The organism is Streptomyces morookaense (assembly GCF_013030945.1).
Lineage (GTDB): Bacteria > Actinomycetota > Actinomycetes > Streptomycetales > Streptomycetaceae > Streptomyces > Streptomyces morookaensis.
On sequence record NZ_JABBXF010000025.1, the window covers coordinates 69,271 to 95,050 of the forward strand.

Annotated in this window: 25 protein-coding genes; 14 read left to right on the forward strand and 11 right to left on the reverse strand. The window is 72.3% G+C overall.

Translation table 11 applies throughout. The annotated features are described in order from the left end of the window. Nucleotides 1-155: 155 nt before the first annotated feature. Nucleotides 156-1,907, forward strand: a complete 1,752-nt coding sequence (locus tag HG542_RS12645) for an NAD+ synthase (RefSeq protein ID WP_171080700.1) — start codon at nt 156-158, stop codon at nt 1,905-1,907. Nucleotides 1,908-1,910: 3 nt separating this feature from the next. On the opposite strand, the gene HG542_RS12650 is transcribed toward HG542_RS12645, so the two are convergent. The 4 genes from HG542_RS12650 to HG542_RS12665 all read right to left on the reverse strand — a co-directional run bounded on the left by HG542_RS12650 (nt 1,911) and on the right by HG542_RS12665 (nt 5,452). Further along, complete coding sequence (locus HG542_RS12650) at nt 1,911-2,123, reverse strand: DUF2277 domain-containing protein (RefSeq protein WP_171080702.1); 213 nt, start codon at nt 2,121-2,123, stop codon at nt 1,911-1,913. 25 nt (nt 2,124-2,148) lie between these two features. Further along, nucleotides 2,149-3,144: an endonuclease/exonuclease/phosphatase family protein gene (locus HG542_RS12655; RefSeq protein WP_171080704.1), complete on the reverse strand. Its 996-nt coding sequence runs from the start codon at nt 3,142-3,144 to the stop codon at nt 2,149-2,151. Between the two features lie 92 nt (nt 3,145-3,236). After that, nucleotides 3,237-3,833, reverse strand: a complete 597-nt coding sequence (locus HG542_RS12660) for a TetR/AcrR family transcriptional regulator (RefSeq protein ID WP_171080706.1) — start codon at nt 3,831-3,833, stop codon at nt 3,237-3,239. Next, the gene (locus HG542_RS12665) at nt 3,830-5,452 is read right to left on the reverse strand and encodes an MFS transporter (RefSeq protein WP_171080708.1); all 1,623 of its coding nucleotides are present in this window, start codon (nt 5,450-5,452) and stop codon (nt 3,830-3,832) included. Before HG542_RS12665 ends, HG542_RS12660 begins: the two co-directional genes overlap by 4 nt. A gap of 172 nt (nt 5,453-5,624) precedes the next feature. Between HG542_RS12665 and panB the strand changes: the two genes are divergently transcribed. The 3 genes from panB to HG542_RS12680 all read left to right on the forward strand — a co-directional run bounded on the left by panB (nt 5,625) and on the right by HG542_RS12680 (nt 8,416). Then, on the forward strand, nt 5,625-6,482 hold the full coding sequence (gene panB, locus HG542_RS12670) for a 3-methyl-2-oxobutanoate hydroxymethyltransferase (protein WP_171080710.1): 858 nt from the start codon (nt 5,625-5,627) through the stop codon (nt 6,480-6,482). Between the two features lie 105 nt (nt 6,483-6,587). Beyond that, nucleotides 6,588-7,595: an ATP-binding cassette domain-containing protein gene (locus HG542_RS12675; protein WP_171080712.1), complete on the forward strand. Its 1,008-nt coding sequence runs from the start codon at nt 6,588-6,590 to the stop codon at nt 7,593-7,595. Further along, the gene (locus HG542_RS12680) at nt 7,592-8,416 is read left to right on the forward strand and encodes an ABC transporter permease (RefSeq protein WP_171080714.1); all 825 of its coding nucleotides are present in this window, start codon (nt 7,592-7,594) and stop codon (nt 8,414-8,416) included. Before HG542_RS12675 ends, HG542_RS12680 begins: the two co-directional genes overlap by 4 nt. A gap of 28 nt (nt 8,417-8,444) precedes the next feature. Here the strand turns inward: HG542_RS12680 and HG542_RS12685 are convergent, their stop codons facing one another. Further along, nucleotides 8,445-11,822, reverse strand: coding sequence for an AfsR/SARP family transcriptional regulator (locus HG542_RS12685; RefSeq protein WP_171080717.1), 3,378 nt, complete (start codon nt 11,820-11,822; stop codon nt 8,445-8,447). Between the two features lie 109 nt (nt 11,823-11,931). On the opposite strand from HG542_RS12685, the gene HG542_RS12690 reads away from it, so the two are divergent. After that, on the forward strand, nt 11,932-12,729 hold the full coding sequence (locus HG542_RS12690; RefSeq protein ID WP_171080719.1) for a site-2 protease family protein: 798 nt from the start codon (nt 11,932-11,934) through the stop codon (nt 12,727-12,729). On the opposite strand, the gene HG542_RS12695 is transcribed toward HG542_RS12690, so the two are convergent. Next, nucleotides 12,726-12,920 (reverse strand): hypothetical protein, encoded by a 195-nt coding sequence (locus tag HG542_RS12695; RefSeq protein ID WP_171080721.1) that lies wholly within the window; start codon nt 12,918-12,920, stop codon nt 12,726-12,728. The two genes, HG542_RS12690 and HG542_RS12695, sit on opposite strands and share 4 nt — an antisense overlap. Nucleotides 12,921-13,008: 88 nt before the next feature. Further along, on the reverse strand, nt 13,009-13,734 hold the full coding sequence (npdG, locus tag HG542_RS12700) for an NADPH-dependent F420 reductase (RefSeq protein ID WP_171080723.1): 726 nt from the start codon (nt 13,732-13,734) through the stop codon (nt 13,009-13,011). A gap of 80 nt (nt 13,735-13,814) precedes the next feature. Between npdG and HG542_RS12705 the strand changes: the two genes are divergently transcribed. Continuing rightward, entirely contained in the window at nt 13,815-14,426 is a 612-nt protein-coding gene (locus HG542_RS12705) for a hypothetical protein (protein ID WP_171080725.1), read from the forward strand. Nucleotides 14,427-14,487: 61 nt separating this feature from the next. After that, complete coding sequence (locus HG542_RS12710) at nt 14,488-15,789, forward strand: MFS transporter (protein ID WP_171080727.1); 1,302 nt, start codon at nt 14,488-14,490, stop codon at nt 15,787-15,789. 65 nt (nt 15,790-15,854) lie between these two features. Here HG542_RS12710 and HG542_RS12715 read toward each other — a convergent pair whose 3' ends face one another. Continuing rightward, on the reverse strand, nt 15,855-16,064 hold the full coding sequence (locus HG542_RS12715) for a hypothetical protein (protein ID WP_171080729.1): 210 nt from the start codon (nt 16,062-16,064) through the stop codon (nt 15,855-15,857). A gap of 37 nt (nt 16,065-16,101) precedes the next feature. On the opposite strand from HG542_RS12715, the gene map reads away from it, so the two are divergent. From map to HG542_RS12745, 6 genes are all read left to right on the forward strand, one after another. Then, nucleotides 16,102-16,959, forward strand: a complete 858-nt coding sequence (gene map / locus HG542_RS12720) for a type I methionyl aminopeptidase (protein WP_171080731.1) — start codon at nt 16,102-16,104, stop codon at nt 16,957-16,959. Between the two features lie 123 nt (nt 16,960-17,082). Then, nucleotides 17,083-17,733, forward strand: a complete 651-nt coding sequence (locus HG542_RS12725) for a biliverdin-producing heme oxygenase (protein WP_171080733.1) — start codon at nt 17,083-17,085, stop codon at nt 17,731-17,733. A 320-nt stretch (nt 17,734-18,053) separates the two neighbouring features. After that, on the forward strand, nt 18,054-19,184 hold the full coding sequence (efeO, locus tag HG542_RS12730) for an iron uptake system protein EfeO (RefSeq protein ID WP_171080735.1): 1,131 nt from the start codon (nt 18,054-18,056) through the stop codon (nt 19,182-19,184). Between the two features lie 10 nt (nt 19,185-19,194). Further along, complete coding sequence (gene efeB, locus HG542_RS12735) at nt 19,195-20,457, forward strand: iron uptake transporter deferrochelatase/peroxidase subunit (protein WP_171080737.1); 1,263 nt, start codon at nt 19,195-19,197, stop codon at nt 20,455-20,457. A 28-nt stretch (nt 20,458-20,485) separates the two neighbouring features. Next, entirely contained in the window at nt 20,486-21,457 is a 972-nt protein-coding gene (gene efeU / locus HG542_RS12740; RefSeq protein ID WP_171080739.1) for an iron uptake transporter permease EfeU, read from the forward strand. Further along, nucleotides 21,408-22,301 (forward strand): SCO2278 family lipoprotein, encoded by an 894-nt coding sequence (locus HG542_RS12745; RefSeq protein ID WP_171080741.1) that lies wholly within the window; start codon nt 21,408-21,410, stop codon nt 22,299-22,301. The genes efeU and HG542_RS12745 overlap by 50 nt, the downstream gene beginning before the upstream one ends. Nucleotides 22,302-22,321: 20 nt before the next feature. On the opposite strand, the gene HG542_RS12750 is transcribed toward HG542_RS12745, so the two are convergent. Together HG542_RS12750 and HG542_RS12755 are read right to left on the reverse strand one after the other, a co-directional pair. Continuing rightward, complete coding sequence (locus HG542_RS12750) at nt 22,322-23,044, reverse strand: bifunctional DNA primase/polymerase (protein ID WP_171080743.1); 723 nt, start codon at nt 23,042-23,044, stop codon at nt 22,322-22,324. 122 nt (nt 23,045-23,166) lie between these two features. Further along, nucleotides 23,167-23,760 carry a TetR/AcrR family transcriptional regulator gene (locus HG542_RS12755; protein ID WP_171080745.1) on the reverse strand — a complete coding sequence of 198 codons (594 nt, stop codon included), beginning with the start codon at nt 23,758-23,760 and terminating at the stop codon, nt 23,167-23,169. A 181-nt stretch (nt 23,761-23,941) separates the two neighbouring features. On the opposite strand from HG542_RS12755, the gene ddaH reads away from it, so the two are divergent. Next, on the forward strand, nt 23,942-24,829 hold the full coding sequence (ddaH, locus tag HG542_RS12760) for a dimethylargininase (RefSeq protein WP_358346289.1): 888 nt from the start codon (nt 23,942-23,944) through the stop codon (nt 24,827-24,829). On the opposite strand, the gene HG542_RS12765 is transcribed toward ddaH, so the two are convergent. Then, entirely contained in the window at nt 24,760-25,779 is a 1,020-nt protein-coding gene (locus tag HG542_RS12765) for a small ribosomal subunit Rsm22 family protein (protein ID WP_171080747.1), read from the reverse strand. The two genes, ddaH and HG542_RS12765, sit on opposite strands and share 70 nt — an antisense overlap. Nucleotide 25,780 lies beyond the last annotated feature (1 nt).

The following is a 25,780-nucleotide window of genomic DNA, read 5'->3' on the forward strand; positions in this document are numbered from 1 at the left end:
GGAGCCCGTGGGCCTCACGCGCCACGGGCAGGCGCGCAGCCTGCCACAAGATCACGCCGTGTGGCCAGAAGGGGGCCGGGGCGTAGGCACGGCGTGGGCACGGCGTGGGCACCCTCACAGCCCCATTGCGTCACATAGACGAATACACTGGGGCCGTGGCTCAACTTCGTCTCGCCCTGAACCAGATCGACTCCACCGTCGGCGACCTCGCCGGAAACGCGGAAGCCGTCGTCCGCTGGACCCGGCACTCCGCCGAGCAGGGCGCCCATCTGGCCGCCTTCCCGGAGATGGTGCTCACGGGATACCCCGTGGAGGACCTCGCCCTGCGCTCCTCGTTCGTCGAGGCGAGCCGCACCGCGCTGCACGCGCTGGCCGCCCGGCTCCAGGACGAGGGCCTCGGCGAGCTGCCGGTCGTCGTGGGCTACCTGGACCGCAGCGACGAGGCCCGCCCCCGCCTGGGCCGGCCCGCGGGCGCCCCGCGCAACGCCGCCGCCGTCCTGCACCGCGGCACGGCCGTGCTCACCTTCGCCAAGCACCACCTGCCCAACTACGGCGTCTTCGACGAGTTCCGCTACTTCGTGCCCGGCGAGACCCTGCCGATGGTCCGCGTGCACGGCGTGGACGTCGCCCTCGCCATCTGCGAGGACCTCTGGCAGGAGGGCGGCCGCGTCCCGGCCGCGCGCGCCGCCGGGGCCGGGCTGCTGCTGTCGGTCAACGCCTCCCCGTACGAGCGGGAGAAGGACGACACCCGCCTGGAACTGGTCCGCAAGCGCGCCCGGGAGGCCGGCTGCACCACCGCCTACCTGGCGATGACCGGCGGCCAGGACGAGCTGGTCTTCGACGGCGACTCGATCGTCGTCGACCGCGACGGCCGGGTGATCGTGCGCGCCCCGCAGTTCGAGGAGACCTGCGTCGTCCTCGACCTGGAACTGCCCGAGGCCCCCGCCGAGGCCCCCTCCGGGGTGGTCGACGACGGTCTGCGGATCGAGCACGTCACGCTCTCCGCCGACCCGCTGCCGGCGTACGAACCGCTGCCGCCGCCCGCGGCGCAGCCGCACCTGGGCGACGACGAGGAGGTCTACACCGCCCTGGTGCAGGGCCTGCGCGCGTACGTCCGCAAGAACGGCTTCCGCAGCGTCCTCATCGGCCTGTCCGGCGGTATCGACTCCGCGCTCGTCGCCGCCATCGCGTGCGACGCGGTCGGCGCGGAGAACGTGTACGGCATCGCCATGCCCTCGCGCTACTCCTCCGAGCACTCGGTCGCCGACGCCGAGGAGCTCGCGCGGCGCACCGGGCTGAACTTCCGCACCGTGCCGATCGCGCCGATGTTCGACGCCTACATGGACTCCCTGAAGCTCACCGGCCTCGCCGAGGAGAACCTCCAGTCGCGGCTGCGCGGCACCATGCTGATGGCCGTCTCCAACCAGGAGGGCCACATCGTGCTCGCGCCGGGCAACAAGTCCGAGCTGGCGTGCGGCTATTCGACGCTCTACGGCGACTCCGTCGGCGCCTACGGCCCGATCAAGGACGTCTACAAGACGGCCATCTTCCGCCTCGCCAAGTGGCGCAACCGGGCCGCGGCGGAGCGCGGCGAGACCCCGCCGATCCCGGAGAACTCCATCACCAAGCCGCCGAGCGCCGAACTGCGCCCGGGCCAGGTGGACACGGACTCGCTGCCGGACTACGACGTGCTGGACCGGCTCCTGGAGCTGTACGTCGACGGCGACCGGGGCCGCGAGGCGATCATCGCGGCGGGCTTCGACCCGGAGCTGGTCACGCGCGTGCTGCGGCTGGTGGACACGGCGGAGTACAAGCGGCGCCAGTACCCGCCGGGCACCAAGATCTCCGCAAAGGGCTTCGGCAAGGACCGGCGGCTGCCGATCACGAACCGATGGCGGGAGGTCTGACCCCTACGGGGTCCCGCGCACGACGAGCCCGTCCAGGAGCCGTGCCGTCGCCTCGGTGACGGCATCGACGGCCTCGTCGAAGACGGCCCGGTTGTGCGCGGCCGGTGCCCGGAAGCCGGACACCTTGCGCACGTACTGGAGGGCGGCGGCCCGGATGTCGGCCTCGGTCACCTCGGGGGTGACCGGTGCTCTGAGCGTTTTGATGCTGCGGCACATACGTCCAGTGTGCCGGGCCGGGCCCTCAGACCTTCACCCTCGCCGCCACCGGCAGGTGGTCGCTCCCGGTCGCCGGCAGCGTCCACGCCGACACCGGCTCGACACCCCGCACCATGATCTGGTCGATCCGCGCCATCGGCGCACCCGCCGGCCAGCTGAAGCCGAAGCCGTTGCCGGCGGCGCCCTGGGCGGAGCGGAGCTGGGAGGTGACGGGGGCCAGGGAGCGGTCGTTCATGGTGCCGTTGAGGTCGCCGAGGAGGACGAGCTTCTTCACCGGTTCCCGGGAGATGGCCTGGCCCAGGGCCTCGGCGCTGTTGTCGCGCTGGCCGGCGGTGAAGCCGGCGTTGAACTTCACGCGGACCGACGGGAGATGGGCCACGTAGACGGCGACCGGGCCGCGCGGGGACTCGACGGTGGCGCGCAGGGCGCGCGTCCAGCCCATCTTGATGTCGACGGGGCGGGCGTCGTTCAGCGGGTACTTGCTCCACAGGCCGACCGTGCCCTGCACGGAGTGGTACTTGTACGTGTCCGCGAGCGCCTTCTCGTAGACCGGTGCGGCCTCCGGCTTGAGCTCCTCCAGGGCCACGACGTCCGCACCGGAGGCGGCCACCTTCCTGGCAGTCGAAACCGGGTCCGGGTTCTCGGCGTTGACGTTGTGCGTGGCGACCGTGAAGTCGCCGCCCTTGCCCGACTTGTCGCTGAGCAGACCGCCGAAGAGGTTCACCCAGGCGACGGCCGGCAGCAGCAGCGCGATCAGGGCGGTGGCCGAGCGGCGCAGCAGGGCCGCGACGAGCAGGACGGGGACCAGCAGGCCGAGCCAGGGCAGGAAGGTCTCGGTGAGGCTGCCGAGGTTGCCGACGCGGTTGGGGAGCTCGGCGTGCAGCAGCATGATCAGGCCGAGTACGACCGCCACGGCGGCCACGACCACGCCCCGGCGCCAGATGCCGGGGCCGCGCCAGCGGGGGGTCCGCGCGGGGGCGGACCCTTCGCGGCCCGCGTCCTGGGTCTGTGCCTGCGACATCTGCTGTCCTCACTACTCGGCGTTCGGAGGGAAGGACGTACGGGCAGGTCGCGCGGGTTCTGCCTGTGACACAACGAGCACAATCCCGGAGGCTACGGACGCACGCCCTCCAGCACCGTGTCCACGATCTGTTCCGCCAGCCCCTCCGGGAGTTCCTTCCACTCGTGCATGATCGCCCGTGACAGCATCGGGCTCACGAACAGGTCCGTCAGCAGCTCCACATCGAGGTCCGAACGGATCTCACCGTTCGCCATCCCCCGCCGCAGCACGGCGAAGAACGCCTCGCGCCGCGCCTGCACCACGGTCTCGTGGTACTCCTTCCACAGCCTCGGGTGCGCCTGCACCTGGGCGGTGACGGTGCGCAGCAGCGCGGACGACCGCTTGGCCAGGCCCCGCCGCCGCAGGTACTCCAGCAGCAGCACCAGGTCCTCCCGGGCCGAGCGGCCCGGGATCGCGGGCTGGGCCTCGTCCAGGGAGCGCAGCACGTCCAGCATCAGCTCCTCCTTGCCGGCCCAGCGCCGGTAGAGGGTCGCCTTGCCGACGCCCGCCTCGCGGGCGACGCGCTCCATCGACAGGTCGCCGATGGTGGTGCCGTCCTCCAGCAGCCGCAGCACCGTCTCGATCACCGTGGTGTCGACGGCGGCGCTGCGCGGCCGGCCGCGCCGGTCCGCGCACGGCTGTGTGCTCACCGCCCGGCCCCCGCTTCCGTCTTCTCGGCACCGGGGCGCTCCACCCCCGGCGCGCCCGCCTCCGCGGCCCGCTTGCCGGGCAGGAAGAGGGCGACGACGAGCGCGCCGAGCAGGGCGACCGCCGTGGAGCCGATGACGGTGACGTGCATGGCGTGGATGAAGGCGTCGTCCGCCGGCCCCACGAGCGCCTTGCCGGCCGGGCCGAGCTTCTCGGCGAGGCCGAGGGTGGCCTCGATGGACTCGCCCGCCGCGTGCCGCGCGGACTCGGGCAGGCCGGGGACGGCGGCGAGCTTGTCGGAGATGCCGTCGCGGTAGGTGGTGGAGAGGAGCGAGCCGAGGACGGCGACGCCGAGCGCGCCGCCGATCTGCCGGAAGGTGTTGTTCACGGCGGAGCCGGAACCGGCCTTCTCGCGCGGCAGCGACTGCATGATCGAGACGGTGGCGGGCGGCATGATGTGCGCCATCGCGGTGCCCTGCGTGAAGAACAGGATCTCCAGGACCCAGATCGGGGTGTTCTTCTCCAGCAGCAGGAAGCCCGCCGTGGTGGCGGCGACCAGCAGCATGCCGACGGCGCACACGGCCTTGGCGCCGAACTTCTCCACCATGAGGCGGGCCCGCGGCGCGAAGAACATCTGCGCGGCGGCCAGCGGGAGCAGCAGCATGCCGCTCTGCAGCGGGGTGTAGCCGCGCACGCTCTGCGTGTAGAAGACGATGAAGAACGTGGTGCCCATCAGCGCGAAGAAGACCAGCGAGATGGACGAGACGGCCGCGGAGAAGGCGGGGTTGCGGAAGTACCGCACGTCGATGGCGGGATGCTCGCTGCGCCGCTCGTGCAGCACGAAGAGGACGAGGGTCAACAGGCCGCCGCCGACGGTCCCGTAGACCTCGGGGTCGGTGAAGTCGGCCAGCTGGCCGCCCTTGATGATGCCGTACACCAGCAGCACCAGGCCGACGACGGAGAGCAGCACGCCGAGCGGGTCGAGCCTGCCCGGCTTCGGGTCCCTGGACTCCGGGACGAGTACCACCATCGCGATCAGTCCGGCGATCACGATGGGCACATTGACCAGGAAGACCGAGCCCCACCAGAAGTGGGCGAGCAGGATGCCGCCGGTGATCGGGCCGATGGCGATGGCCAGGCCGACCGCGCCGGCCCATATGCCGATGGCCTTGGGCTGCTCGTCGCGCTCGAAGACGTTCATGATGATCGCGAGCGTCGAGGGCATCACGAAGGCACCGCCGAACCCCATCACCGCGCGGAACGCGATGAGTTGGCCCGGCGAGCCGGCCACGGCGGAGAGCACCGAGCCGATGCCGAAGACGACCATGCCGAACAGCAGGACCTTCTTGCGGCCCAGCCGGTCGCCCAGCAGACCGGCGGTGAACAGTATTCCGGCGAAGACGAGCGTGTAGGCGTTGATCGCCCACTCCAGCTCGCTCTGGGTCGCCCCCAGCCCGGTCGGGGCGGGCGAGGCGATGGTCTTCATCGCCACATTGAGGATCGAGTTGTCCAGCACCACCACCAGCAGGCTGAACAGGAGCACCGTGAGGATCGCCCACCGCCTGCGGTGGACGGCCTCGGGGACCCCGCGAACAGGGGTTGTCTCGGAGGGATTCGCCATGGTCACCACCCTAGGACACTTCCGAAACGAACCCGTCTCGTATTGGAAAACCTTTACACGTGAACAACTGTTCCCGGGGTGGGTTCCCCGCCGCCGGGAGGCGTGTCAGCATGGAGGTGATCCGGGGACGCCGACAGGGCGCCTCGAGACGACTTCACAGGAGCCAATCGCCATGACGCATGCCGCGAAAGCCCCCGACAGCAGCAAGGCGCTGTACGGCGGAACCGCATCCCGGCGCATCACCGTCCGCGACATCGCCGCCGCCAAGCAGCGCGGCGAGAAATGGCCCATGCTCACCGCCTACGACGCGATGACCGCCTCCGTCTTCGACGAGGCCGGCATCCCCGTCCTGCTGGTCGGCGACTCCATGGGCAACTGCCACCTCGGCTACGAGTCCACGGTGCCGGTCACCCTGGACGAGATCACCATGCTCTCCGCCGCCGTCGTACGGGGCACCAAGCGCGCCCTGATCGTCGGCGACCTGCCGTTCGGCACGTACCAGGAAGGCGCCGTGCAGGCGCTGCGCAGCGCCACCCGGCTGGTGAAGGAGGCGGGCGTCGGCGCGGTCAAGCTGGAGGGCGGCGAGCGCTCGGCCCACCAGATCGAGCTGCTCGTCGAGTCCGGCATCCCGGTCATGGCCCACATCGGCCTGACCCCGCAGTCCGTCAACGCCTTCGGCGGCTACCCCGTCCAGGGCCGCGGCGAGGAGGCGGCCGCGCAGCTGCTGCGCGACGCGAAGGCCGTCCAGGCGGCGGGGGCGTTCGCCGTCGTCCTGGAGGTCGTCCCGGCCGAGCTGGCCGCGGAGGTCACGCGCGTCCTGCACATCCCGACGGTCGGCATCGGGGCCGGGGCCGAGTGCGATGCGCAGGTCCTGGTCTGGACGGACATGGCGGGGCTGAACGGGGGCCGCGTACCGCGGTTCGTGAAGCAGTACGCGCGCCTGCGCGAGGTTCTGGGCGACGCGGCGAAGGAATTCGCCGAGGACGTGGTGGGCGGGGCGTACCCCGCGGAGGAGCACGCGTTCCACTAGGGCGGTGGACGGGGGCGCCCCGTCCGCGCCCCGCAAGGGGCGTGGACGGGGCGCTGTCGGCAATCTGTCGGTCCCTTGTCGGTGGCACCTGCCACCGTTGTGGACATGACGCAGAAAGACATCGCCGTCCAAGTCCGCGGCCTGGTCAAGCACTTCGGGGAGACACGGGCCCTGGACGGGGTCGACCTCGATGTGCGCGAAGGCACCGTGCTCGGGGTGCTCGGGCCCAACGGGGCCGGTAAGACCACGCTGGTCAGAGTCCTCTCCACGCTGATACGGCCCGACGCCGGCACCGCCCGCGTCGCCGGGTACGACGTGCTGTCCCAGCCCCGCGCGCTGCGCCGGGTCATCGGGCTGACCGGCCAGTACGCCTCGGTCGACGAGAAGCTCTCCGGCCGCGAGAACCTCTACATGATCGGGCGGCTGCTCGACCTCTCCCGCAAGAACGCCCGCCACCGGGCGGACGAGATGCTGGAGCGCTTCTCCCTCACCGATGCCGCCGGGCGGCCGGCCGGGCAGTACTCCGGCGGTATGCGCCGCCGGCTCGACCTGGCCGCCTCCATGATCGGCCGGCCCGCCGTGCTCTACCTCGACGAGCCCACCACCGGCCTCGACCCGCGCACCCGCAACGAGGTGTGGGGCGAGGTGCAGCGCATGGTCGCCGAGGGCAGCACCGTGCTGCTCACCACGCAGTACATGGAGGAGGCCGAGCAGCTCGCCCACGAGCTGACCGTCGTCGACCGCGGGCGCGTGATCGCGGGCGGCCGGGTCGACGAGCTCAAGGCCAAGGTCGGCGGCCGCACCCTCCAGATCCGCCCGGCCGATCCGGCCGAACTGCCGCGCATGGCCGAGGCGGTGGCCCGCGCCGGGCTCGACGGCATCGCCGGTGCCACCCCCGACGAGGCAGAGGGCGTGGTGAACGTCCCGATCGTCAGCGACATGCAACTGACCGCCGTCCTCGGGATGCTGGCCGAGCGCGGCTTCCTCATCGCCGGGATCAGCACCCATCTGCCCAGCCTCGACGAGGTCTTCCTGGCCGTCACCGGCCAGAAGGCGTCGTCCGCCCCCGCCCCGCACGACCGCACCGACGCACTCCAGGAGGCCGCCGCATGAGCGCGGCAACGATCACCGCGCCCGCACCGGCGCCCGCCCGCGAGCCCCGCATCGGACTGCGCGGCAACCTGCGGCACATCTCGGCGCTCGTGCGCCGCAACGCCCTGCAGATCAAGCAGGATCCGGAGTCGATGTTCGACGTCGTCATGATGCCGATCATCTTCACCCTGATGTTCGTCTACGTCTTCGGCGGCGCCATCGCGGGCAAGGGCAACCAGGGCGCGTACGTCAACTACCTGGTGCCCGGCCTGATGGCGATGACCAGCATGAACATCGCGATGGCCGTCGGCACGGGCATCAACGAGGACTTCCGCAAGGGCGTGATGGACCGGTTCCGGACGATGCCCATCGCCCGGTCCTCCGTGCTCGTCGCGAAGATCGTGACCGAGGTCGGCCGGATGATCGTCGCCAGCGCCATCCAGCTGGGCATGGGCTTCGCCCTCGGGCTGACGCTCAAGACGTCCGTGCTGCACCTACTGGCCGCCGTCGCGCTCAGCATGGTCTTCGGCGCCGCCCTCATGTGGATCTTCATCCTGCTGGGCCTGACCATGAAGACGGCGCAGGCCGTCCAGGGGGTCGCCATGATCGTCCTGATGCCGCTGCAGTTCGCCAGCTCGATCTTCGCGCCGACCAGCACCATGCCCGGCTGGCTGAAGGCCTTCGCCGACTACAACCCGCTCGCCAACCTCGCCGACGCCGCCCGTGCCCTCGTCAACGGAGGAGCGGTGGCCCACTCGGTGTGGCTGGTGCTGGCGTGGTCGGTGGGCATCACCGCCGTCATGGCGCCGCTGGCGGTCGCCAAGTTCCGCAAGAAGACGTGACGTCGGGGCGGGTCCTACCGGTCCGGCGTCAGACGAGGGCGGCCGCCTCGGCAGGGGAGAGGCGGGCGCCCTCGGCGCAGGCACGCCCGTAGGCCTCGTCGCCGAGGACGGCGCGGGTCAGGGACTCCGTCCGGTCCCGGATCTCCCGCTCGTGCACGGCGACGCAGAAGCCGGTCGGGCGCAGCGCCGCGGCCGCGGCCAGCAGGCGGGCAGCGGTCAGCGCGTGCTCCTCGCCGGCCAGCACGGCATGGGCGTGGGCCCCGTGCAGCATATTGACCACCCGCATCTGCGGTGCGATCAGCGAGCCCAGCGGATCGTCGGCCTTCCCCAGCGCCCTGCGCACCCGGGGCAGCGCCTCCGCCGGGCGGCCCTCCAGCGTGTCGAGCCACGCGAACAGCCCGTTCATCAGCGCCTCGAAGAGCGCCACCGCCCGCCCCTCGAACTCGCCGAAGAGCTCCGTGAGCAACTCCCGCGCCGCGCCGGTGCGCCCCGTGCGGCCGAACAGGACGGCGAGGTTCAGCCGGATGAAGACGGTGGCGTCGGCATTGAACCGCTCGGCCGCCGTCAGCAGTTCGCGCAGGGTCGCCTCGGCCTCCTCCGCGCCGATCTCCCCCAGCTCCAGCAGCACATCGGTGAGCCGGGCGCGCAGCACGCACACGTGCCCCTCCGAGCCGAGCGCCCGGACGTGCTCCATGGCCTCCCGGTAGTCCTCGGCCGCCGCCACGAACTCACCGCGCCGCTCGCGCGCCTCGGCCCGTCCCGACAGGGCCTCGGCCACGCCCCAGGAGTCCTGGAGCCGGCGGAAGATCTCCAGGCTCTCGTCCGCGTCCTGCGCGGCCTGACCGATGTCGTGGTTCACCAGCCTGGCCCGCATCTGGAGGGCGTTGGCCAGCTCCCAGGCGTAGCCGAAGCGGCGGCAGCGCTCCACGGCCGTGTCGACGACGTCGCGGAGATCGTCGACGGAGCTGGTCACCAGCGTCGCGTAGAACCACATCCAGCCGGGCGTACGGCAGTTCTGCGGCTGTCCCTCGCCGTACGCCTCGACGATGTTGTGCAGGAGCCGCTGCATCTCCGGAGCGCCGAGCTCCCGCATGTCGGAATCGGCGCAGCCCAGAGCGATCAGCCGCACCCCGCGGCGCGCCTCCTCCAGCACCTCGGGCGACATGGGCGGGGGCGCGTCCGTGCACCCGGCGAGCAGCGGCGGGGCCGGGGCGACGGGCTCCGCGAAGGGGTCGGGGCCCAGGGCGGCCACGGCCTCCGCCCAGTGGCGGCCGTCGCTGCGGTGGTCGCGCAGCTGCCAGAACCAGCCCAGCGAGTGCACCAGACACAGCGCCTCGTGCTCGTCCCGGGTGGCCACCGCGTGCCGCAGGGCGGTGCGCATGTTGTCGTGCTCCAGCTCCAGGCGCTCCAGCCAGCGGCGCTGCCCGGGGCCGCGCAGCAACGGGTCGGCGGTGCGGGCGAGTTCGCGGTGGAAGACCAGGTGGCGGTGCATCGCGGCGGCGCGCTCGCCGGCCTCGTCGAGCCTCTCGGAGGCGTACTCCCCCACGGTCTCCAGCAGCCGGTAGCGCATCTGCCCGTCGGCGGCGGGGGCGGCGACGACGAGGGACTTGTCGACGAGCGAGCCCAGGTGCACCGCCACGTCGGCTCTCTCCATCCCCTCCGCGCACACCTCCTCCGCGGCCTCCAGGCCGCAGCCGCCCGCGAACACCGACAGGCGGCGCAGCACGGCGCGTTCGGGCTCCGTGAGCAGGTCCCACGACCAGTCGACGACCGCGCGCAGGGTCTGCTGACGGGGCAGGACGGTGCGACTGCCGGAGGTGAGGAGGCGGAAACGGTCGTCGAGGCGGTCGGCGATGCCGCGCGGGGTGAGCATCCGCAGCCGGGCGGCGGCGAGTTCGATGGCGAGCGGCAGCCCGTCCAGGCGGCGGCAGATCTCGGCGCACGCCTCCGGGTCGTCCGCGACCCGGAACCCCGGGCGGGCGGCCGCACCGCGCTCCGCGAGCAGCCGCAGGGCGACGGGATCGGGCAGCGGCTCGACGGGCCGCACCAGTTCACCGGGCACGGCGAGGGGCTCGCGGCTGGTGGCCAGCACCGTGACGCCCGGGCAGTGGGCGAGGACCGTCTCGGCGACGCGGGCCGCGGCGTCGGCGACGTGCTCGCAGTTGTCCAGGACGAGCAGCATGCGGCGGCGCGCGCAGAGCTCGGCGAGCCGCTCGACGGGGTCGAGCGCCGCGGAGTCCGTGGCGGCCCGCAGCCCCTCGGCCGCGGGGCTGCGCACCACGGTCTCGCGCGCCCCGAGCGCGGTGAACACCGCCTCGACGACGTCCTCGGCGGTCCCGCCCTCGTCGACGGGCGCGAGCTCGGCGAACCACACCCCGTCGGGCCACCGCCCGTCCGTCCGCGCGGCGGCCTCGGCGGCCTCCTGCGACAGCCGCGTCTTCCCGGCACCGCCGGGCCCGAGCAGGGTGACGAGCCGGTGCGCGGCCAAGTCGCCGCGGATGAGGGAGAGTTCACCCTCCCGCCCGACGAAGGAGGTGAGCCGGGCACGAAGGTTCCCGGGGGTCGGCGCCCCACCTGCCACCTCGCCGGGCGCCCCGTAAGGGGCGCTGGGGGTACCCCCAGCGGTAGCTGGGGGAGGAACTGCGCGACCAGCCACAACAGACCCGCAGTCGCCGGACACCGGAGCAAGCAACTCCGCATGCAGCGCCCGCAGTTCGGCCCCCGGATCGGTGCCCAGCCGCTCCGCGAGGGCCACCCGTATCTCCTCGTACGCGGCAAGCGCCTCGGCCGGCCGCCCGGCCGCTCGCAACGCCCGCAGGCGAAGGGCCTGGAGTGGCTCGTCCAGCGGGTGCGCCGCACAGAACTCGGAGAGCTCCGGGAGGACCTGGCCCACATGGCCAAGGGCAACAGCAACGGCCAGACGGGCGCGCCGCACCTCATGATGGCGGGACCCGGCGCGGGCCGCAGGCCCGGCCGCACCGCCCCCGCCGGGCAGGTCCGCCAGGACGGGCCCGCGCCAGAGCGCGAGCGCGTCGTCGAGGAGAACCGCCGCCTTCGCCGGGTCACCGTCGGCGAGCGCCCGCTCGCCCTCGTCCGCGAGCCGCTCGAAGCGGTACAGATCGACGTCGTCCGGCTCGGCGCACAACCGATAGCCGCCGGCCGCGGAGGCCACCGCCTCCCGGCCCAGCACCCGCCGCAGCCGCCCCACCAGCGCCTGCAGCGCCCCGGCCGCGTCGGCGGGCGGATCGCCGTCCCACACGTCGTCGACCAGCGCCGCCACGGTCGCCGTCCGCCCGGGCCGCAGCGCGAGCGCGGCCAGGAGCGCGCGCAGGCGGGCGCCGCCGAGCGCGACGGGGCCGCCGTCGTCGGTATGGGCCTGGGTGGTGCCGAGGATGCCGTAACGCACGGCCCCATTCTCCCCCGGCCCGCACAGGGGGCCGCGACAATTCCCCTGCGGGACGAAGTACCGTCTCCCGGTACACCACCGGTACGTTCACCCCAGGAGCACACACAACATGGCATCCCCCGCGGTCCGCGGCGAAGGGCGAGTGAGCCCCGTCTTCCTCGCCCTCGTCGCCATCATGGCGGTCTCCATATGGGCGGTGTGGACCGACTACGCGGCCAGCCCGGGCTTCGGCGTCTTCCTGTTCATCGTCTCGGCATGGCTCGTCTCGCTCTGCCTGCACGAATACGCGCACGCGCGCACCGCCCTGCACGGCGGGGACATCTCGATCGGGGAAAAGGGATACCTCACCCTCAACCCGCTCAAGTACACGCACGCCCTGCTGAGCATCGTGCTGCCGGTGATCTTCGTCATCATGGGCGGCATCGGCCTGCCCGGCGGCGCGGTCTTCATCGAGCGGCACCGCATCAGGGGCCGCTGGAAGCACAGCCTGGTCTCGGCGGCCGGCCCGCTGACCAACGTCCTCTTCGCGCTCGTCGTCACCGCCCCGTTCTGGCTGGACGCCATGGACGGCGTGCCGGACCACTTCCGCTACGCGCTCGGCTTCCTGGCCCTGCTCCAGGTCTCGGCGGCGATCCTGAACCTGCTGCCGGTGCCCGGCCTGGACGGCTACGGCGTGATCGAGCCCTGGCTGTCGTACAAGGTGCGGCGCCAGGTCGAGCCGTTCGCCCCGTTCGGCCTGCTCGCCGTCTTCGGCTTCCTGTGGATCCCCGAGGTCAACCACGCCTTCTTCGACATGATCGACGCGATCCTGCGCGCCCTGGGCGTCACCCCGTGGGACACCTACTGGGGCCAGGAACTGTTCCGCTTCTGGCAGGGCACCCCGGACATCCCGTCGCTGGGCGCCTAGCGCCCGGCGGCGGCCTGCTCGGCGGCGCGGTCGTTCTTCGCCTTGCGCACGTAGTACCAGGCGATGTTGGACGAGACGCCGAGCAGCAGGATCCAGATGATGCCGAGCCAGCTGCCCTCCACGAACGAGACGACGGCTGCGGTGAGCGACAGCGCGCAGACGATGAGGGCGTAGAGGGCGAGGCGGGGCATGGGCTCGGCTCCTGATCCGGGGGCGGTACGTGCCCGGACATTGTCCCCCATGCGTCCCGCCGTACGACGGGGGCGGGTCGTGGGCGCCCTACACGTCCGTGATCCGCAGCCCCGCGTGCGCCTTGTAGCGGCGGTTCACCGAGATCAGGTTGGCGACCAGCGCCTCCACCTGGTGGGCGTTGCGCAGCCGGCCCGCGAAGACGCCGCGCATACTGGGGATGCGGCCGGCCAGCGCCTGCACGATGTCGGTGTCGGCGCGCTTGTCGCCCAGCACCATCACATCCGTGTCGATCTCCGCGATCTCCGGGTCGGACAGCAGCACCGCGGACAGATGGTGGAAGGCGGCCGTCACCCGCGACTCCGGCAGCAGCGCGGCGGCCTGCTCGGCGGCGCTGCCCTCCTCCGGCTTCAGCGCGTAGGCGCCCTGCTTGTCGAAGCCCAGCGGGTTGACGCAGTCGACGACGAGCTTCCCGGCGAGCTCCTCGCGCAGCGCCTCCAGGGTCTTGGCGTGCCCGTCCCACGGCACCGCGACGATCACGATGTCACTGCGCCGCGCGCACTCCGCGTTGTCGGCGCCCTCGACGCCCAGGCCCAGCTCGGCCGCGGCCGTCTGCGCCCGCTCCGCGGCACGGGAACCGATGATCACCCGCTGCCCCGCCTTGGCCAGCCGGTAGGCCAGACCGCGGCCCTGGTCGCCGGTGCCGCCGAGGACGCCGACCACCAGGCCGGAAACATCGGGAAGGTCCCACGGGTCCTTCGCGGGAGCCTTCTTCACAGCACCGTTCGCACCGTTCGCACCATCAGAAATAGTCATGACAGCGATACTGTCACGATCGGGTGAGAACCGACGCAACCGGCCATCCGCGCACGGCCGTTGCGGCAGGATGCGGGGCCATGGACGCCGTACGGGTCGCGCTGCTGCGGGAAGTGCTCGCCGGGACCGAGTGGCTGCAGGACACCCGCCGCTTCGCCGGCGCACTGCGCACCTCGGTCGCCCGCGACGACGGCGGCCTGCTGCTGGTCGGCACGGCGGAGTACGAGCCGTGGCACCTGGCGGCCCACCTGGACGACGAGGCGGCCTGGTCCGGCCTGCCCCAGCTGTCCCCCACGCTCGTCCGGCACCGGGTCCCGCCGCGCAGCCCGGCCCATCTGTCCGTGGGCCTCGGCCGGCTGGAGGCGGCGCGCCGCGGGGAGACGGTGCTGGTGGTGGCCGAGGGCGGACCCGGAGCGGGCCTGCTGGAGCGGGTGCACGACGCCCGGCGCGGCGGCGCGACCGTCCTCGCGCTGGACGACGCCGAGGAGGGCGCGGACGCGGACCTGCACTCCCTCGCCCACGACGCCCTCTCCGTGCCCGCCTCCTCGGTGATGGACCTGGACATGGTCCAGCACCTGGTCAGCGCGGCCGCCGGGGAGAACAGCCCGCCGCCCGGGCACGGCCGGCGCTTCCGGGACCGGCTCTCCCGGCTCGCGGAGCAGCTGACCGCCCCGCCGCCGACCCGGTGGTGACCGGGCCGGCCCCGGAAAACCGTTTGCGGCGCTTCACCCCGACCCGCGACCATCGTCCCTCGTGACCGACGACGACCATCCCCCTCCCTCCGGCCGCCTGCGGGCGCTCCTGCCCGACCTCACGCCGTGGTACGCCTCCCCCGACTTCCGCCGCATGTGGCTGGCGGGACTGGTGACGGTCTTCGGCAGCTTCCTGACCTTCGTGGCCGTCCCGCTCCAGCTCAAGGAGCTGACCGGTTCGACGCTCGCGGTCGGCGCGGTGGGCGCCGTCGAACTCGTCCCGCTGATCGTCTTCGGGCTCTACGGCGGCGCACTGGCCGACGCCCTCGACCGCCGCGCGCTGATCCTGTGGACCGAGCTCGGTCTGACCGTCCTGAGCGCGCTCCTGCTGCTCAACACGCTGCTGCCGCACCCGATGATCTGGCCGCTGTACGTGGTGGCCGCGCTGACCAGCGCACTGAACGGGCTCCAGCGCCCGGCCCTGCACGCCATCGTGCCGCGCATCGTCGCGCACGAGCAGCTGCCCGCCGCCATCGCGCTCAACTCCATGCGCTGGCAGATCGGCGCCATCGCCGGCCCCGCGCTGGCCGGGGTGTTCATCGCCTACGCCGGACTGCCGTTCGCCTACGGGCTGGACGTGCTGACGTATGTGGTCTCCGCGGCCCTGATCATGACCATGGCCCCCTCCCCCGCCTCGCACGACGCCGAGAAGCCGTCGCTGCGCGGCATCCTGGAGGGCGGCCGCTACGCATGGAGCCGTAAGGAGCTGCTGGGCACGTATGCGATCGACCTGACGGCGATGTTCTTCGCGTTCCCCACGGCCGTCTTCCCGTTCCTGGCCGACGAGCTGCACGCCCCCTGGGCGCTGGGTCTGATGTACGCGGCGGGCGCCGCCGGTTCACTGGCCGTCAGCGTCACCAGCGGGTGGGCCTCGCGCATCCACCGGCACGGCCGCATGGTGGTCCTGGCGGCGGCGGGCTGGGGCGGCGCGATGGCGGTGGCGGGCTGGATGCACAACGTCTGGCTGGTGCTGCTCTTCCTGGCCGTCGCGGGCGGCTGCGACATGATCAGCGGTCTGTTCCGCTCCGCGATGTGGGACCAGACGATCCCGGACGAACTACGGGGCCGCCTGGCCGGCATCGAGCTGCTGTCCTACTCGGCCGGCCCGCAACTGGGCCAGGTCCGGGCGGGCGGTACCGCCGCACTGGCCGGCGTACGGGCGTCCGTATGGGCGGGCGGCCTGGCGTGCGTGGCGGGGGTGGGCCTGCTGGCGCTGTCCCTGCCGAAGCTGCTGTCGTACGACCAGCGCACGGACCCGCACGCGGTGCGGGCCCGTGAGGGGAAGCTCGCCACGGCGGCCTGACGGGGCGCCCCGTCAGGGGCGCGCGAGCAGCCCGGGACGGCCCGCAGCCGACGACGGACCGGCCCTCAGTCCTCGTCCTTCCAGCGCGGGTCCTCCCGCCACTCCTCGTTCCGCTCCCGAGCGGTCTCCATGGCGTGGGCGGCCTCCTCCCGCGTGCCGTAAGGACCGAAGCGGTCAGCGGCACGGCATTCCGGCCCCTCCTCCACCGTGCCGTGCTTCAGGCAGTAGTACCACTCGCCCGGCCTGCCGGCCGTACGCTTCCTGAACAGCGCCATCGAAGGTCCCCTCTCCGTCTCTTCTACACTCGCAGACATGTCTGGCCAGTCGCTTCTTGTTCCGGGGAGACTCTCCCCCACCCGCTCCGTCCCCGCCTCGATCGCGCGTCCCGAGTACGTGGGCAAGGACGCCCCGACGCCGTACACCGGCCCCGAGGTGCAGGACGCCGAGACGATCGAGCGGATGCGCATCGCCGGCCGCATCGCCGCCCAGGCGATGGAGGAGGCGGCCAAGCACATCGCCCCCGGCGTCACCACGGACGAGCTGGACCGGGTCGCGCACGAGTTCATGTGCGACCACGGCGCCTACCCCTCGACCCTCGGCTACCGCGGCTTCCCCAAGTCGCTGTGCGCGTCGATCAACGAAGTGATCTGTCACGGCATCCCCGACTCGACCGTGCTGCGCGACGGCGACATCGTCAATCTCGACGTGACGGCCTTCATCGGCGGCGTGCACGGCGACAACAACGCCACGTACCTGTGCGGCGACGTGGACGAGGAGTCCCGCCTGCTGGTGGAGCGCACGCGCGAGGCGCTGAACCGGGCGATCAAGGCGGTCAAGCCCGGGCGCCGGATCAACATCATCGGCCGCGTCATCGAGTCGTACGCCAAGCGCTTCGGCTACGGCGTCGTCCGGGACTTCACCGGTCACGGCATCAACTCGTCCTTCCACTCCGGCCTGATCGTCCCGCACTACGACAGCCCGCACCACGACACCCTCATCCAGCCGGGCATGACGTTCACCATCGAGCCGATGCTGACGCTGGGCACGTACGACTACGACCTGTGGGAGGACGGCTGGACGGTCGTCACCAAGGACCGCAAGCGGACGGCACAGTTCGAGCACACGCTGGTGGTCACGGAGACGGGTGCGGAGATTCTGACGCTGCCGTAACTCCTGCGGAGCGGCGGGGCGGCCGATAGGGTTTTACCGACAGCACGTCGGGAACACATTGGCTTAGGTAAGCCTAAGTAGGAAGAACCGGCCTTCCCGCACCCCCGTCACCGGAGGTCCGCCTTGGACACCCCGTTCTCCACCCTCATCCGCACCGCCTCCCACGAGCAGCACACGGAGGCCGAGAACTCCTCCTTCATGAGCGACATGCTCGGCGGACGGCTGGGGGTGGCGGCCTACCGCCGCTACACCGAGCAGCTCTGGTTCGTCTACCGCGCCCTGGAGTCCGCGTCCGCGGCCCTGGCGGCCGACCCGGTGGCCGGCCCCTTCATCCGCCCGGAGCTCGCCCGCACCGCCCAACTGGAGCGCGACCTGGCCCACTTGGGCGGCCCCGCCTGGCGCACGGGCCTGCAGCCCCTGCCCGCCACAGCGGCGTACGCGGCCCGCATCGAGGAATGCGCCCGCACCTGGCCCGCGGGTTACGTGGCCCACCACTACACGCGCTATCTGGGAGACCTCTCCGGCGGCCAGATCATCCGCGGCACGGCCGAGAAGACGTGGGGCTTCGCACGCAAGGGGGACGGGGTGCGCTTCTACGTCTTCGACGGGATCGGCAACCCGGCGGCGTTCAAGCGGGAGTACCGCGAACTGCTGGACGCGCTGCCGGTGGACGATCTGGAGAAGCAGCGGGTGGTCGAGGAGTGCCGGCGCGCTTTCGCGCTGAACACCGCCGTGTTCCAGGCGTTGGGGCGGGAGTTCCCCCTGAGCGCGTAGGGCTCCGCCGGCGGAGGAACGAGTGCAACTGCGGGCCGGTTGTGGCCGGTCGCGCAGTTCCCCGAGCACACGACCGCGCCGCCCGCCAGGGCGAGCGCGCCGCGGCGGGAGACGCCGTGGCCGACGGGCAGCCGGTCGACGTCGTCGATCTTCCGGGCGCCGCGGGCCCGTTGGCGGTGCCGCGACGCCCACGGCGAAATCCGGCCACGTGAGACCAGCGTCACACCAACCCGCGGTAAAGAGAAAGGCAAGCCTCATATAAGTTAGGGCTGCCTAATTAAGGTGATCCGCCCTCTTCGACCATGCCTGGAGTCCTTCGCATGCGCGCCCTCCGCTCCTCCGCAGCCGCCGCCGTAGCGGTCATCGCGGCCTTCACCGCCGTGTCCGGCTGCGCCAAGAAGTCGGACGCCAAGGACTCCGAGGCCGTCAAGGTGACCGCCACCGACGACGCATGCGAGGTCTCGAAGACCTCGTTCCCGGCCGGGCATGTCACGCTCGCCATCGAGAACAAGGGCTCCAAGGTCACCGAGGTCTACGTCTACGCACCGGACGACCGGATCGTCACCGAGCGCGAGAACATAGGCCCGGGCACCAAGGCCGACATCACCGCGACGATCAAGGCCGGTTCGTACGAGATCGCCTGCAAGCCCGGCATGAAGGGCGACGGCATCCGCCAGAAGATCACCGTGACCGGCGGCGGCGCGCAGAAGAAGAGCGACCCGGAGCTGGACAAGGCGGTGGCCGAATACCGCCGTTACGTGCAGGAGCAGGCCGACGAGAGCGTCGCGGCGGCGCAGAAGTTCGCCGACGCCGTCACGAGCGGCGACCTGGACGCGGCGAAGAAGGCCTACGCGTCCTCCCGCACCGGCTGGGAGCGCACCGAGCCCGTCGCCGAGTCCTTCGGCGACATCGACCCGAAGGTCGACGTCCGCGAGGACGGCCTGGAGAAGGACCAGAAGTGGACCGGCTGGCACCGGCTGGAGAAGTCCCTCTGGCAGGACCAGAAGATCACCGACGAGGACAAGGCGCTCGCCGGGCAGCTGATGAAGGATCTGGAGGACTGGCGCAAGCGCGTCGGCACCGCCGAGCTCACCCCGACCGGCATGGCCAACGGCGCCAAGGAGCTCCTCGACGAGGTCTACCGGAACAAGATCACCGGTGAGGAGGAGCGCTACAGCCACACCGACCTCGACGACTTCGCGGCCAACGTGGAGGGGGCCGAGAAGGCGTACGGGCTCCTCAAGCCCGTCGCCGCCCGGCACGACGCCGCGCTCGTGCAGGAGTTGGACAAGCAGTTCGATGCCGTGAAGAAGGCCCTCGACGGCTACCGCGAGGGCGACGGTTTCAAGGCCTACGACACCGTCGGCCAGGACGACCGCAAGAAGCTCTCGGACGTGGTCAACGCCCTGTCCGAGCCGCTGTCCAAGCTCGCCGCGGCCGTCGCGAAGTAGGGCCGGGGACATGAACGAGACGACGACTGCCTCCCCCTCGCGCCGCACCCTGCTCGGCTGGGGCGGCGCCGGGCTCGCCCTCGGCGCGGCCGCCGCGGGCGGCACCGCCGCCGCCCTGCGGCTCGGCGACGGCTCGCAGCCCGCCGCCTCGGCCGGTGACGCCGTGCCCTTCCACGGCGCCCACCAGGCCGGTATCGCCACGCCCGTCCAGGACCGGCTGCACTTCGCGGCCTTCGACGTGACCACCACCGACCGGGCCGCGCTCGTCGCCCTGTTGAAGGAGTGGACGGCCGCGGCCGCGGCGATGACCGCGGGGCGGGAGGTCGGCGACGGTGAGAGCAGCGACTACGCCGATAACGCAGAACTGCCGCCGGACGACACCGGCGAGGCCCTCGGTCTCAAGCCCTCCCGGCTGACGCTGACCTTCGGCGTGGGCCCGGGGCTGTTCGAGAAGGACGGCAAGGACCGCTTCGGGCTGAAGTCCCGGCGTCCGCAGGCCCTGATCGACCTGCCCGCCTTCCCCGGCGACAACCTCGACCCGGCCCGCAGCGGCGGCGACCTGTGCGTCCAGGCATGCGCGGACGACCCGCAGGTCGCGGTGCACGCGATCCGCAACCTGGCCCGCATCGGCATGGGCCGGGTCGCCATCCGCTGGTCCCAGCTGGGGTTCGGCAAGACGTCCTCGACTACCCCGGACGCCCAGACACCGCGCAACATGATGGGGTTCAAGGACGGCACCCGGAACATCGCCGGCACCGAGACCGACCGGCTCGACAAGCACGTATGGGTGAGCGAGAAGGACGGCCCGGACTGGCTGGCCGGCGGCTCCTACCTCGTCGCGCGCCGCATCCGGATGCACATCGAGACCTGGGACCGCGCCTCGCTGAAGGACCAGGAGGACACCTTCGGCCGCACCAAGGCCGAGGGCGCCCCGCAGGGAAAGCAGCGCGAGCACGACGAGCCCAACCTCAAGGCCATGAAGGACAACGCCCATGTGCGGCTGGCCCACCCGGACAGCAACAACGGCGTGACGATCCTGCGCCGCGGCTACTCCTTCACCGACGGCACGGACGGCCTGGGCCGCCTGGACGCGGGCCTGTTCTTCATCGCCTACCAGCGCGACGTCCGGGACGGCTTCGTCCCGCTGCAGCGCCGGCTCGCGGCGAAGGACGCCCTCAACGAGTACATCCAGCACGTGGGTTCGGCGGTCTTCGCCGTCCCGCCGGGCGTCCGGGACAAGGACGACTGGTGGGGCCGGGCCCTGTTCGCGTGACCGGCAACTGCACAGAAGGGGACGCCGCGTGTTCGGCAACTACCTGATCGGCCTGCGCGAGGGGCTGGAGGCCAGCCTGGTCGTCTGCATCCTCGTCGCCTACCTGGTCAAGACCGGCCGCAAGGACGCCCTGCCGCCGGTGTGGACCGGCATCGCCGTCGCGGTGCTGCTCAGCATGGGCTTCGGCGCGGTGCTCCAGTACGGCTCGCAGACCATGACGTTCGAGGCTCAGGAGGCGCTCGGCGGCTCGCTGTCGGTCGTCGCGGTCGGCCTGGTGACGTGGATGGTCTTCTGGATGCGGCGCACCGCGCGGCACCTGAGGAAGGAGCTGCACGGCAAGCTGGACGCGGCGCTGGCGATGGGCACCACGGCGCTGGTCGTCACGGCCTTCCTCGCCGTCGGCCGGGAGGGCCTGGAGACGGCGCTGTTCATCTGGACGGCCGTGCAGGCCACGGACGACGGTGTACGGCCGCTCGTCGGCGCCCTGTTGGGGCTGCTGACGGCCGTGGTGCTGGGCTGGCTGTTCTACCGCGGCGCGCTGAAGATCAACCTGGCGAAGTTCTTCACGTGGACCGGCGGCATGCTCGTCGTGGTCGCGGCGGGCGTGCTCGCCTACGGTTTCCACGACCTGCAGGAGGCCGGCATCCTGCCGGGCCTGGGGAGCAAGGCCTTCGACGTCGGCGAGCAGGTGCCCGCCGACAGCTGGTACGGGACGCTGCTGAAGGGCGTGTTCAACTTCCAGCCCGACCCGACGTGGCTGCAGGTCGCGGTGTGGGCGCTGTATCTGGTGCCGACCCTCGTGGTGTTCTTGCTGCCCGCCCGGGCTAGGGTTGCGCAGCCGTCCCCTGCCGCAACCGAGGAGTCCACGCACCATGAGACGCCGGCCGCCACGTCGGGTGTTCGGAGCCCTGCTCTCGCTGACGGTGCTCGTGACGACAGCGACCGGGTGCATGACGGTGCACGGCGAACGGGCGGTCATCCCGGCGACGTCCAGGGCTGAGGCCGCCGGGGTCCTCAAGCGCTTCACCGACGGCTACACGGATGCGTACCGCAGGCTCGACCCGGCCCTCGTGGACCGGGTCGAGACCGGTGCGCTGGCCGAGATAGGCCGGGCCGACCTGGCCGTCCAGCGGGCGGCGACGCCCGGCGGCAACCCGGGCTACCCGGCGCTCGTGCTGGACGACGCCCGCTTCACGATTCCCAAGATGGCCGGCTGGCCGAAGTTCTTCGTCGCCGACACCCGCAGCAACCGCGACGGCAACCGCTGGCTCGTGGTCTTCACCCGCGCCGGCGCCGGGAAGCCCTGGAAGGCGGCGTACCTGTCGCTGCTCGCCGACGGCAGGGTGCCGGCGTTCGTGACGGACGCCGACGGGTACGCGCAGGCCGTGCCGGCCCGCGAGGCGGACGGGCTCGCCGCGGCCCCCGGTGCGCTGAGCGGGGCGTACGCCGACTACCTGCGCACCGGCAAGGGCACGGTCTTCGCCGACGGCCCGGCCACCTCGGGGCTGCGCGCGGACCGCGCGCCGCTGGCCCGTACCCCCAACTTCTGGACCGAGTTCATCGACACACCCGACGGGGCCCCCGGCTTCCCGTCCCCGGCGCTGCGCACCAAGGACGGCGGTGCGCTGGTGTTCGTCACCGCGCACCACCGGGAGAAGCGCACCATGGCCCAGGGCGTGACCCCGACCGTCTCGGACGCGCGCACGAAGGCGCTGCTGACGGGCGACCTGAGGACCGCGGTGACGTTCACGCGGGTCTCGGAGTCCGCGGTCCAGGTGCCCGCGAGCGGCCGGGCCGTCTTCCTCAACCGGATCGAGTCGCTGACGGCCGCCAGGGGCGAGTAGCCCGGGGTCCTCGGTGATCCTCAGTGGCCGATGGGCCAGGGGGCGTGCTCGTGGTCCGAACGACCGTCCGCGTACTGGGCGCAGGCGTCGGTCAGGGCCTCCAGCAGCGTCAGCGGGTCCGGCAGCGGGCGTTCGGCGCCGCGCAGCCACTGCACGCGCCCGTCGCCCGGCAGCTGTGAGGGCGGGAGCAGGACGTAGCTGCCGCGGCAGTGCCAGCGCAGGCCGGGGTGCTCGTCCATCGTCTCGGGGTGGCAGTCCAGCTCGCAGGGCCACCACTCGTCCTCGTCGTCCGGGGTGCCGCGGGTGGCGGTGAAGAAGAGCATGCGGTCGGGGTCGACGGTGGCCACGGGGCCGACGTCGACGCCGGCCGCGAGCAGCCGGTCCAGGGCCTGGCGGCCCGCTTCGGCGGGCACGTCGAGGACGTCGTGGGCGATGCCCGTCGCGGTGACGAAGTTGGCCTCGGGCTGGGAGCGCAGCCACTTGGTCACCTTCTCGGCGTCCGTGGTGGCGAGGGTCTGCCAGGCGAAGGAGACGGGATGCCGGCCGGGGGTCGGACAGCCGATGCGCTCGCAGGAACAGCCGTAGCCCGAGGGGTGCGCGGCCGGGGCCAGGGGGAAGCCCGCGGCGGCCGCGGCCAGGAGCAGCTCCTCACGGGCGGCCTGTGCCGCCCCCGGGCCCGTATCGCCGCCCGCTCCGCTCCTGGGGCGGCGCAGCCACTGGGAGAATCTGCTCTTGCGTTCCATCTATCCCCTCACTTCGACCGCGGTCTCCGGTCAATGCTGCCACCATCCTGCGCCCGGTGTGACCGCCGGGCGCATCCGGGGGGTGTGAGACCGGCCGCTCGGAACGCCGCCGGGGACACCCCCTAGCGCGGGGCGAGGCCGCGGAGGGCGAGGTCGACGACGGTGTCCGCGTACTCGTGGGTAAGCGGGAAGGTGCGGGTCTGCCAGCGGTGGAAGAGCGGGCCCACCAGGAGTTCGACGGCGATGCGCGGGTCGGTGCGGGCGTCGATCTGCCCGGCCTGCTGTGCCGTGCGGAACCGGCGCACGTAGGCCTGGAGCTGGGGTTCGAGAACCTTCTCGGTGAGCGCCCTGGCCAGCTGCAGGTCGTTCTGCGACTCGGCGGTCAGCGCGCGGGTGGGGGCGTCCAGGCGCGGGTTGTTGAGCTCGTCCACGGTGGCCCGCAGGACGGTCTTGAGGTCGGCCTCCAGGTCGCCGGTGTCGGGCAGTTCGACACTCTCGGCGTCGGTGCCCTCGGGCAGGCACGCCTCGAAGAGGACGGCGGCCTTGGAGGGCCACCAGCGGTAGATCGTCTGCTTGCCGACGCCCGCGCGGGCGGCGATGGCCTCGATGGTGAGGCGCTGGTATCCGCTCTCGCCGACCAGCTCGAGGGCGGCGTCGAGGATCGCGCGGCGGGAACGCTCGCTGCGGCGCGTGGAGTCGGGCGTCTTGGCGGTCATGACGTGCGAGTGTAGCGAGAGGGTGAGACGGAACGTATCGCCTTCAGGGGGCGGGGGAAAGGGCACGGGAGAGCCACCGCTAAACCACCCGTACGGTTCATGCGCGCAGGTCGCCGAACGTGGACCATTTGGGCACGTGCGGGACACCGCACGTGCCCAACCCCACTGTGAGGAGCGCGACTTGCGTACGACCCAGCGTGCTTTCACCCCGCGTCGCTATCTGATGTGCCCGCCGGTGCACTTCCGGGTGACGTACTCGATCAACCCGTGGATGGACCCGGGCAAACCGGTCGATCTGCCCCTCGCGCTCGCCCAGTGGGAAGAACTCCGCGACCGCTACCGCGCCCTCGGCCACACCGTGGAGGAGCTGGACCCCCGCCCCGGCCTGCCCGACATGGTGTACGCGGCCAACGGCGCCACGGTCGTCGACGGCAGGGTGCTGGGCGCCCGCTTCGCCCACCCCGAGCGCTGGGCCGAGGCGGAGGTGCACCTGGAGTGGTTCCGCACGCACGGATACACCGAGGTGCACGAACCGGCCCATATCAACGAGGGCGAGGGCGACTTCGCCGTCACCGCCTCCTGGCTGCTGGCCGGGCGGGGCTTCCGCAGCAGCCCGCTCTCGCACGCCGAGGCCCAGGAGTTCTTCGGGCGCCCGGTCATCGGGCTCGACCTGGTCGACCCCCGCTACTACCACCTGGACACGGCGCTGTGCGTCCTGGACGAGGCGGGCGACGAGGTCATGTACTACCCCGGCGCCTTCTCGGCGGGCAGCCGGGCCGTGCTGCGGCGGCTGTTCCCCGACGCACTGATCGCCACCGAGGAGGACGCCGCGGCCCTCGGCCTGAACGCCGTCTCCGACGGGCGTCACGTGCTGCTCCCGCAGGCGGCGGTGGGCCTGTTCGGCCCGCTGCGGGAGAGAGGCTACGAACCGCTCGGGATGGACCTGGGCGAGCTGCTCAAGGGCGGCGGCAGCGTCAAGTGCTGCACGCAGGAGCTGCGTCAGGCGCCGTCGTCACCCGCCGCAGGCGGCCAGCTGTCGCCCCAGTCGGTGTCGCGGGCGTCCCTGTAGAGGGGACCGTGGCGCTTGGTCACGGTCTCGCGGGTCAGGCCCTCCTCCGGGGTGCACAGCTCCAGGAGGACCTGGCCCTTGCGGATCTGCGGCTTGCGCACCACGCGGGCGGGGGCGGGCGGCACCTCGCCGGTGCGCACGGCGGCCACGTACGAGAACTTCTCGTCCTCGTACGCCAGCGAACCGCCCTTGACCTGCCGGTGCAGCGAGGAACGGCTCACGCGGGCGGAGAAGTGGCACCAGTCGGTGCCCCGCTCGATGGGGCAGGCCGCGCTGTGCGGGCAGGGGGCGACCACGCGGAAGCCCGCGGCGATCAGCCGGTCGCGGGCCTCGATGATCCGCAAGTAGCCGTCCGGGGTACCCGGTTCGATCATGACGACGGCCGAGGCGGCGCGGGCCGCCTCGTCGGTCACCGCGCGCCGCCCGCCCTCGGTGAGTTCGCCGAGGACGTAGGAGACGGTGACCAGGTCGGCGTCGGGGAGGGCGAGCGAGGCGCCGATCGCCTGCCGCTTCCACTGCGCGGTGCGCAGGGCCTCGGAGGCGGCGCCGCCCGCGAGTTCGGCACCCAGGGCCAGGGCCGGCTCGGCCCAGTCCAGGACCGTGGTGCGGTGCGTGCCCTCGGGCCAGGCCGCGGCGACGGCCCAGGTGGCGGCGCCGGTCCCGCCGCCGACGTCCACATGCGTGGCGGGGACGAACTCCGGCAGCCGGTCCCGGAACGCCCCCAGGGCCGAGCAGACGGCCTCGAAGGTGGCGGGCATGCGGTAGGCCGCGTACGCGGCGACGTCGGACCGGTCGCGCAGCACCGGGGTGTGGGTGGGGGTGCGCCCCCGGTAGTTGGCGATCAGCCGCTCGACGGCCTGGGCGGCCTGCCGGGGCGGCAGCCCGTCGAGGAGGCCGGCGAGGGCGGCGCGCAGGGTCTCGCCGGTCGGCGCGTGTGCGGGGGCGTGCATT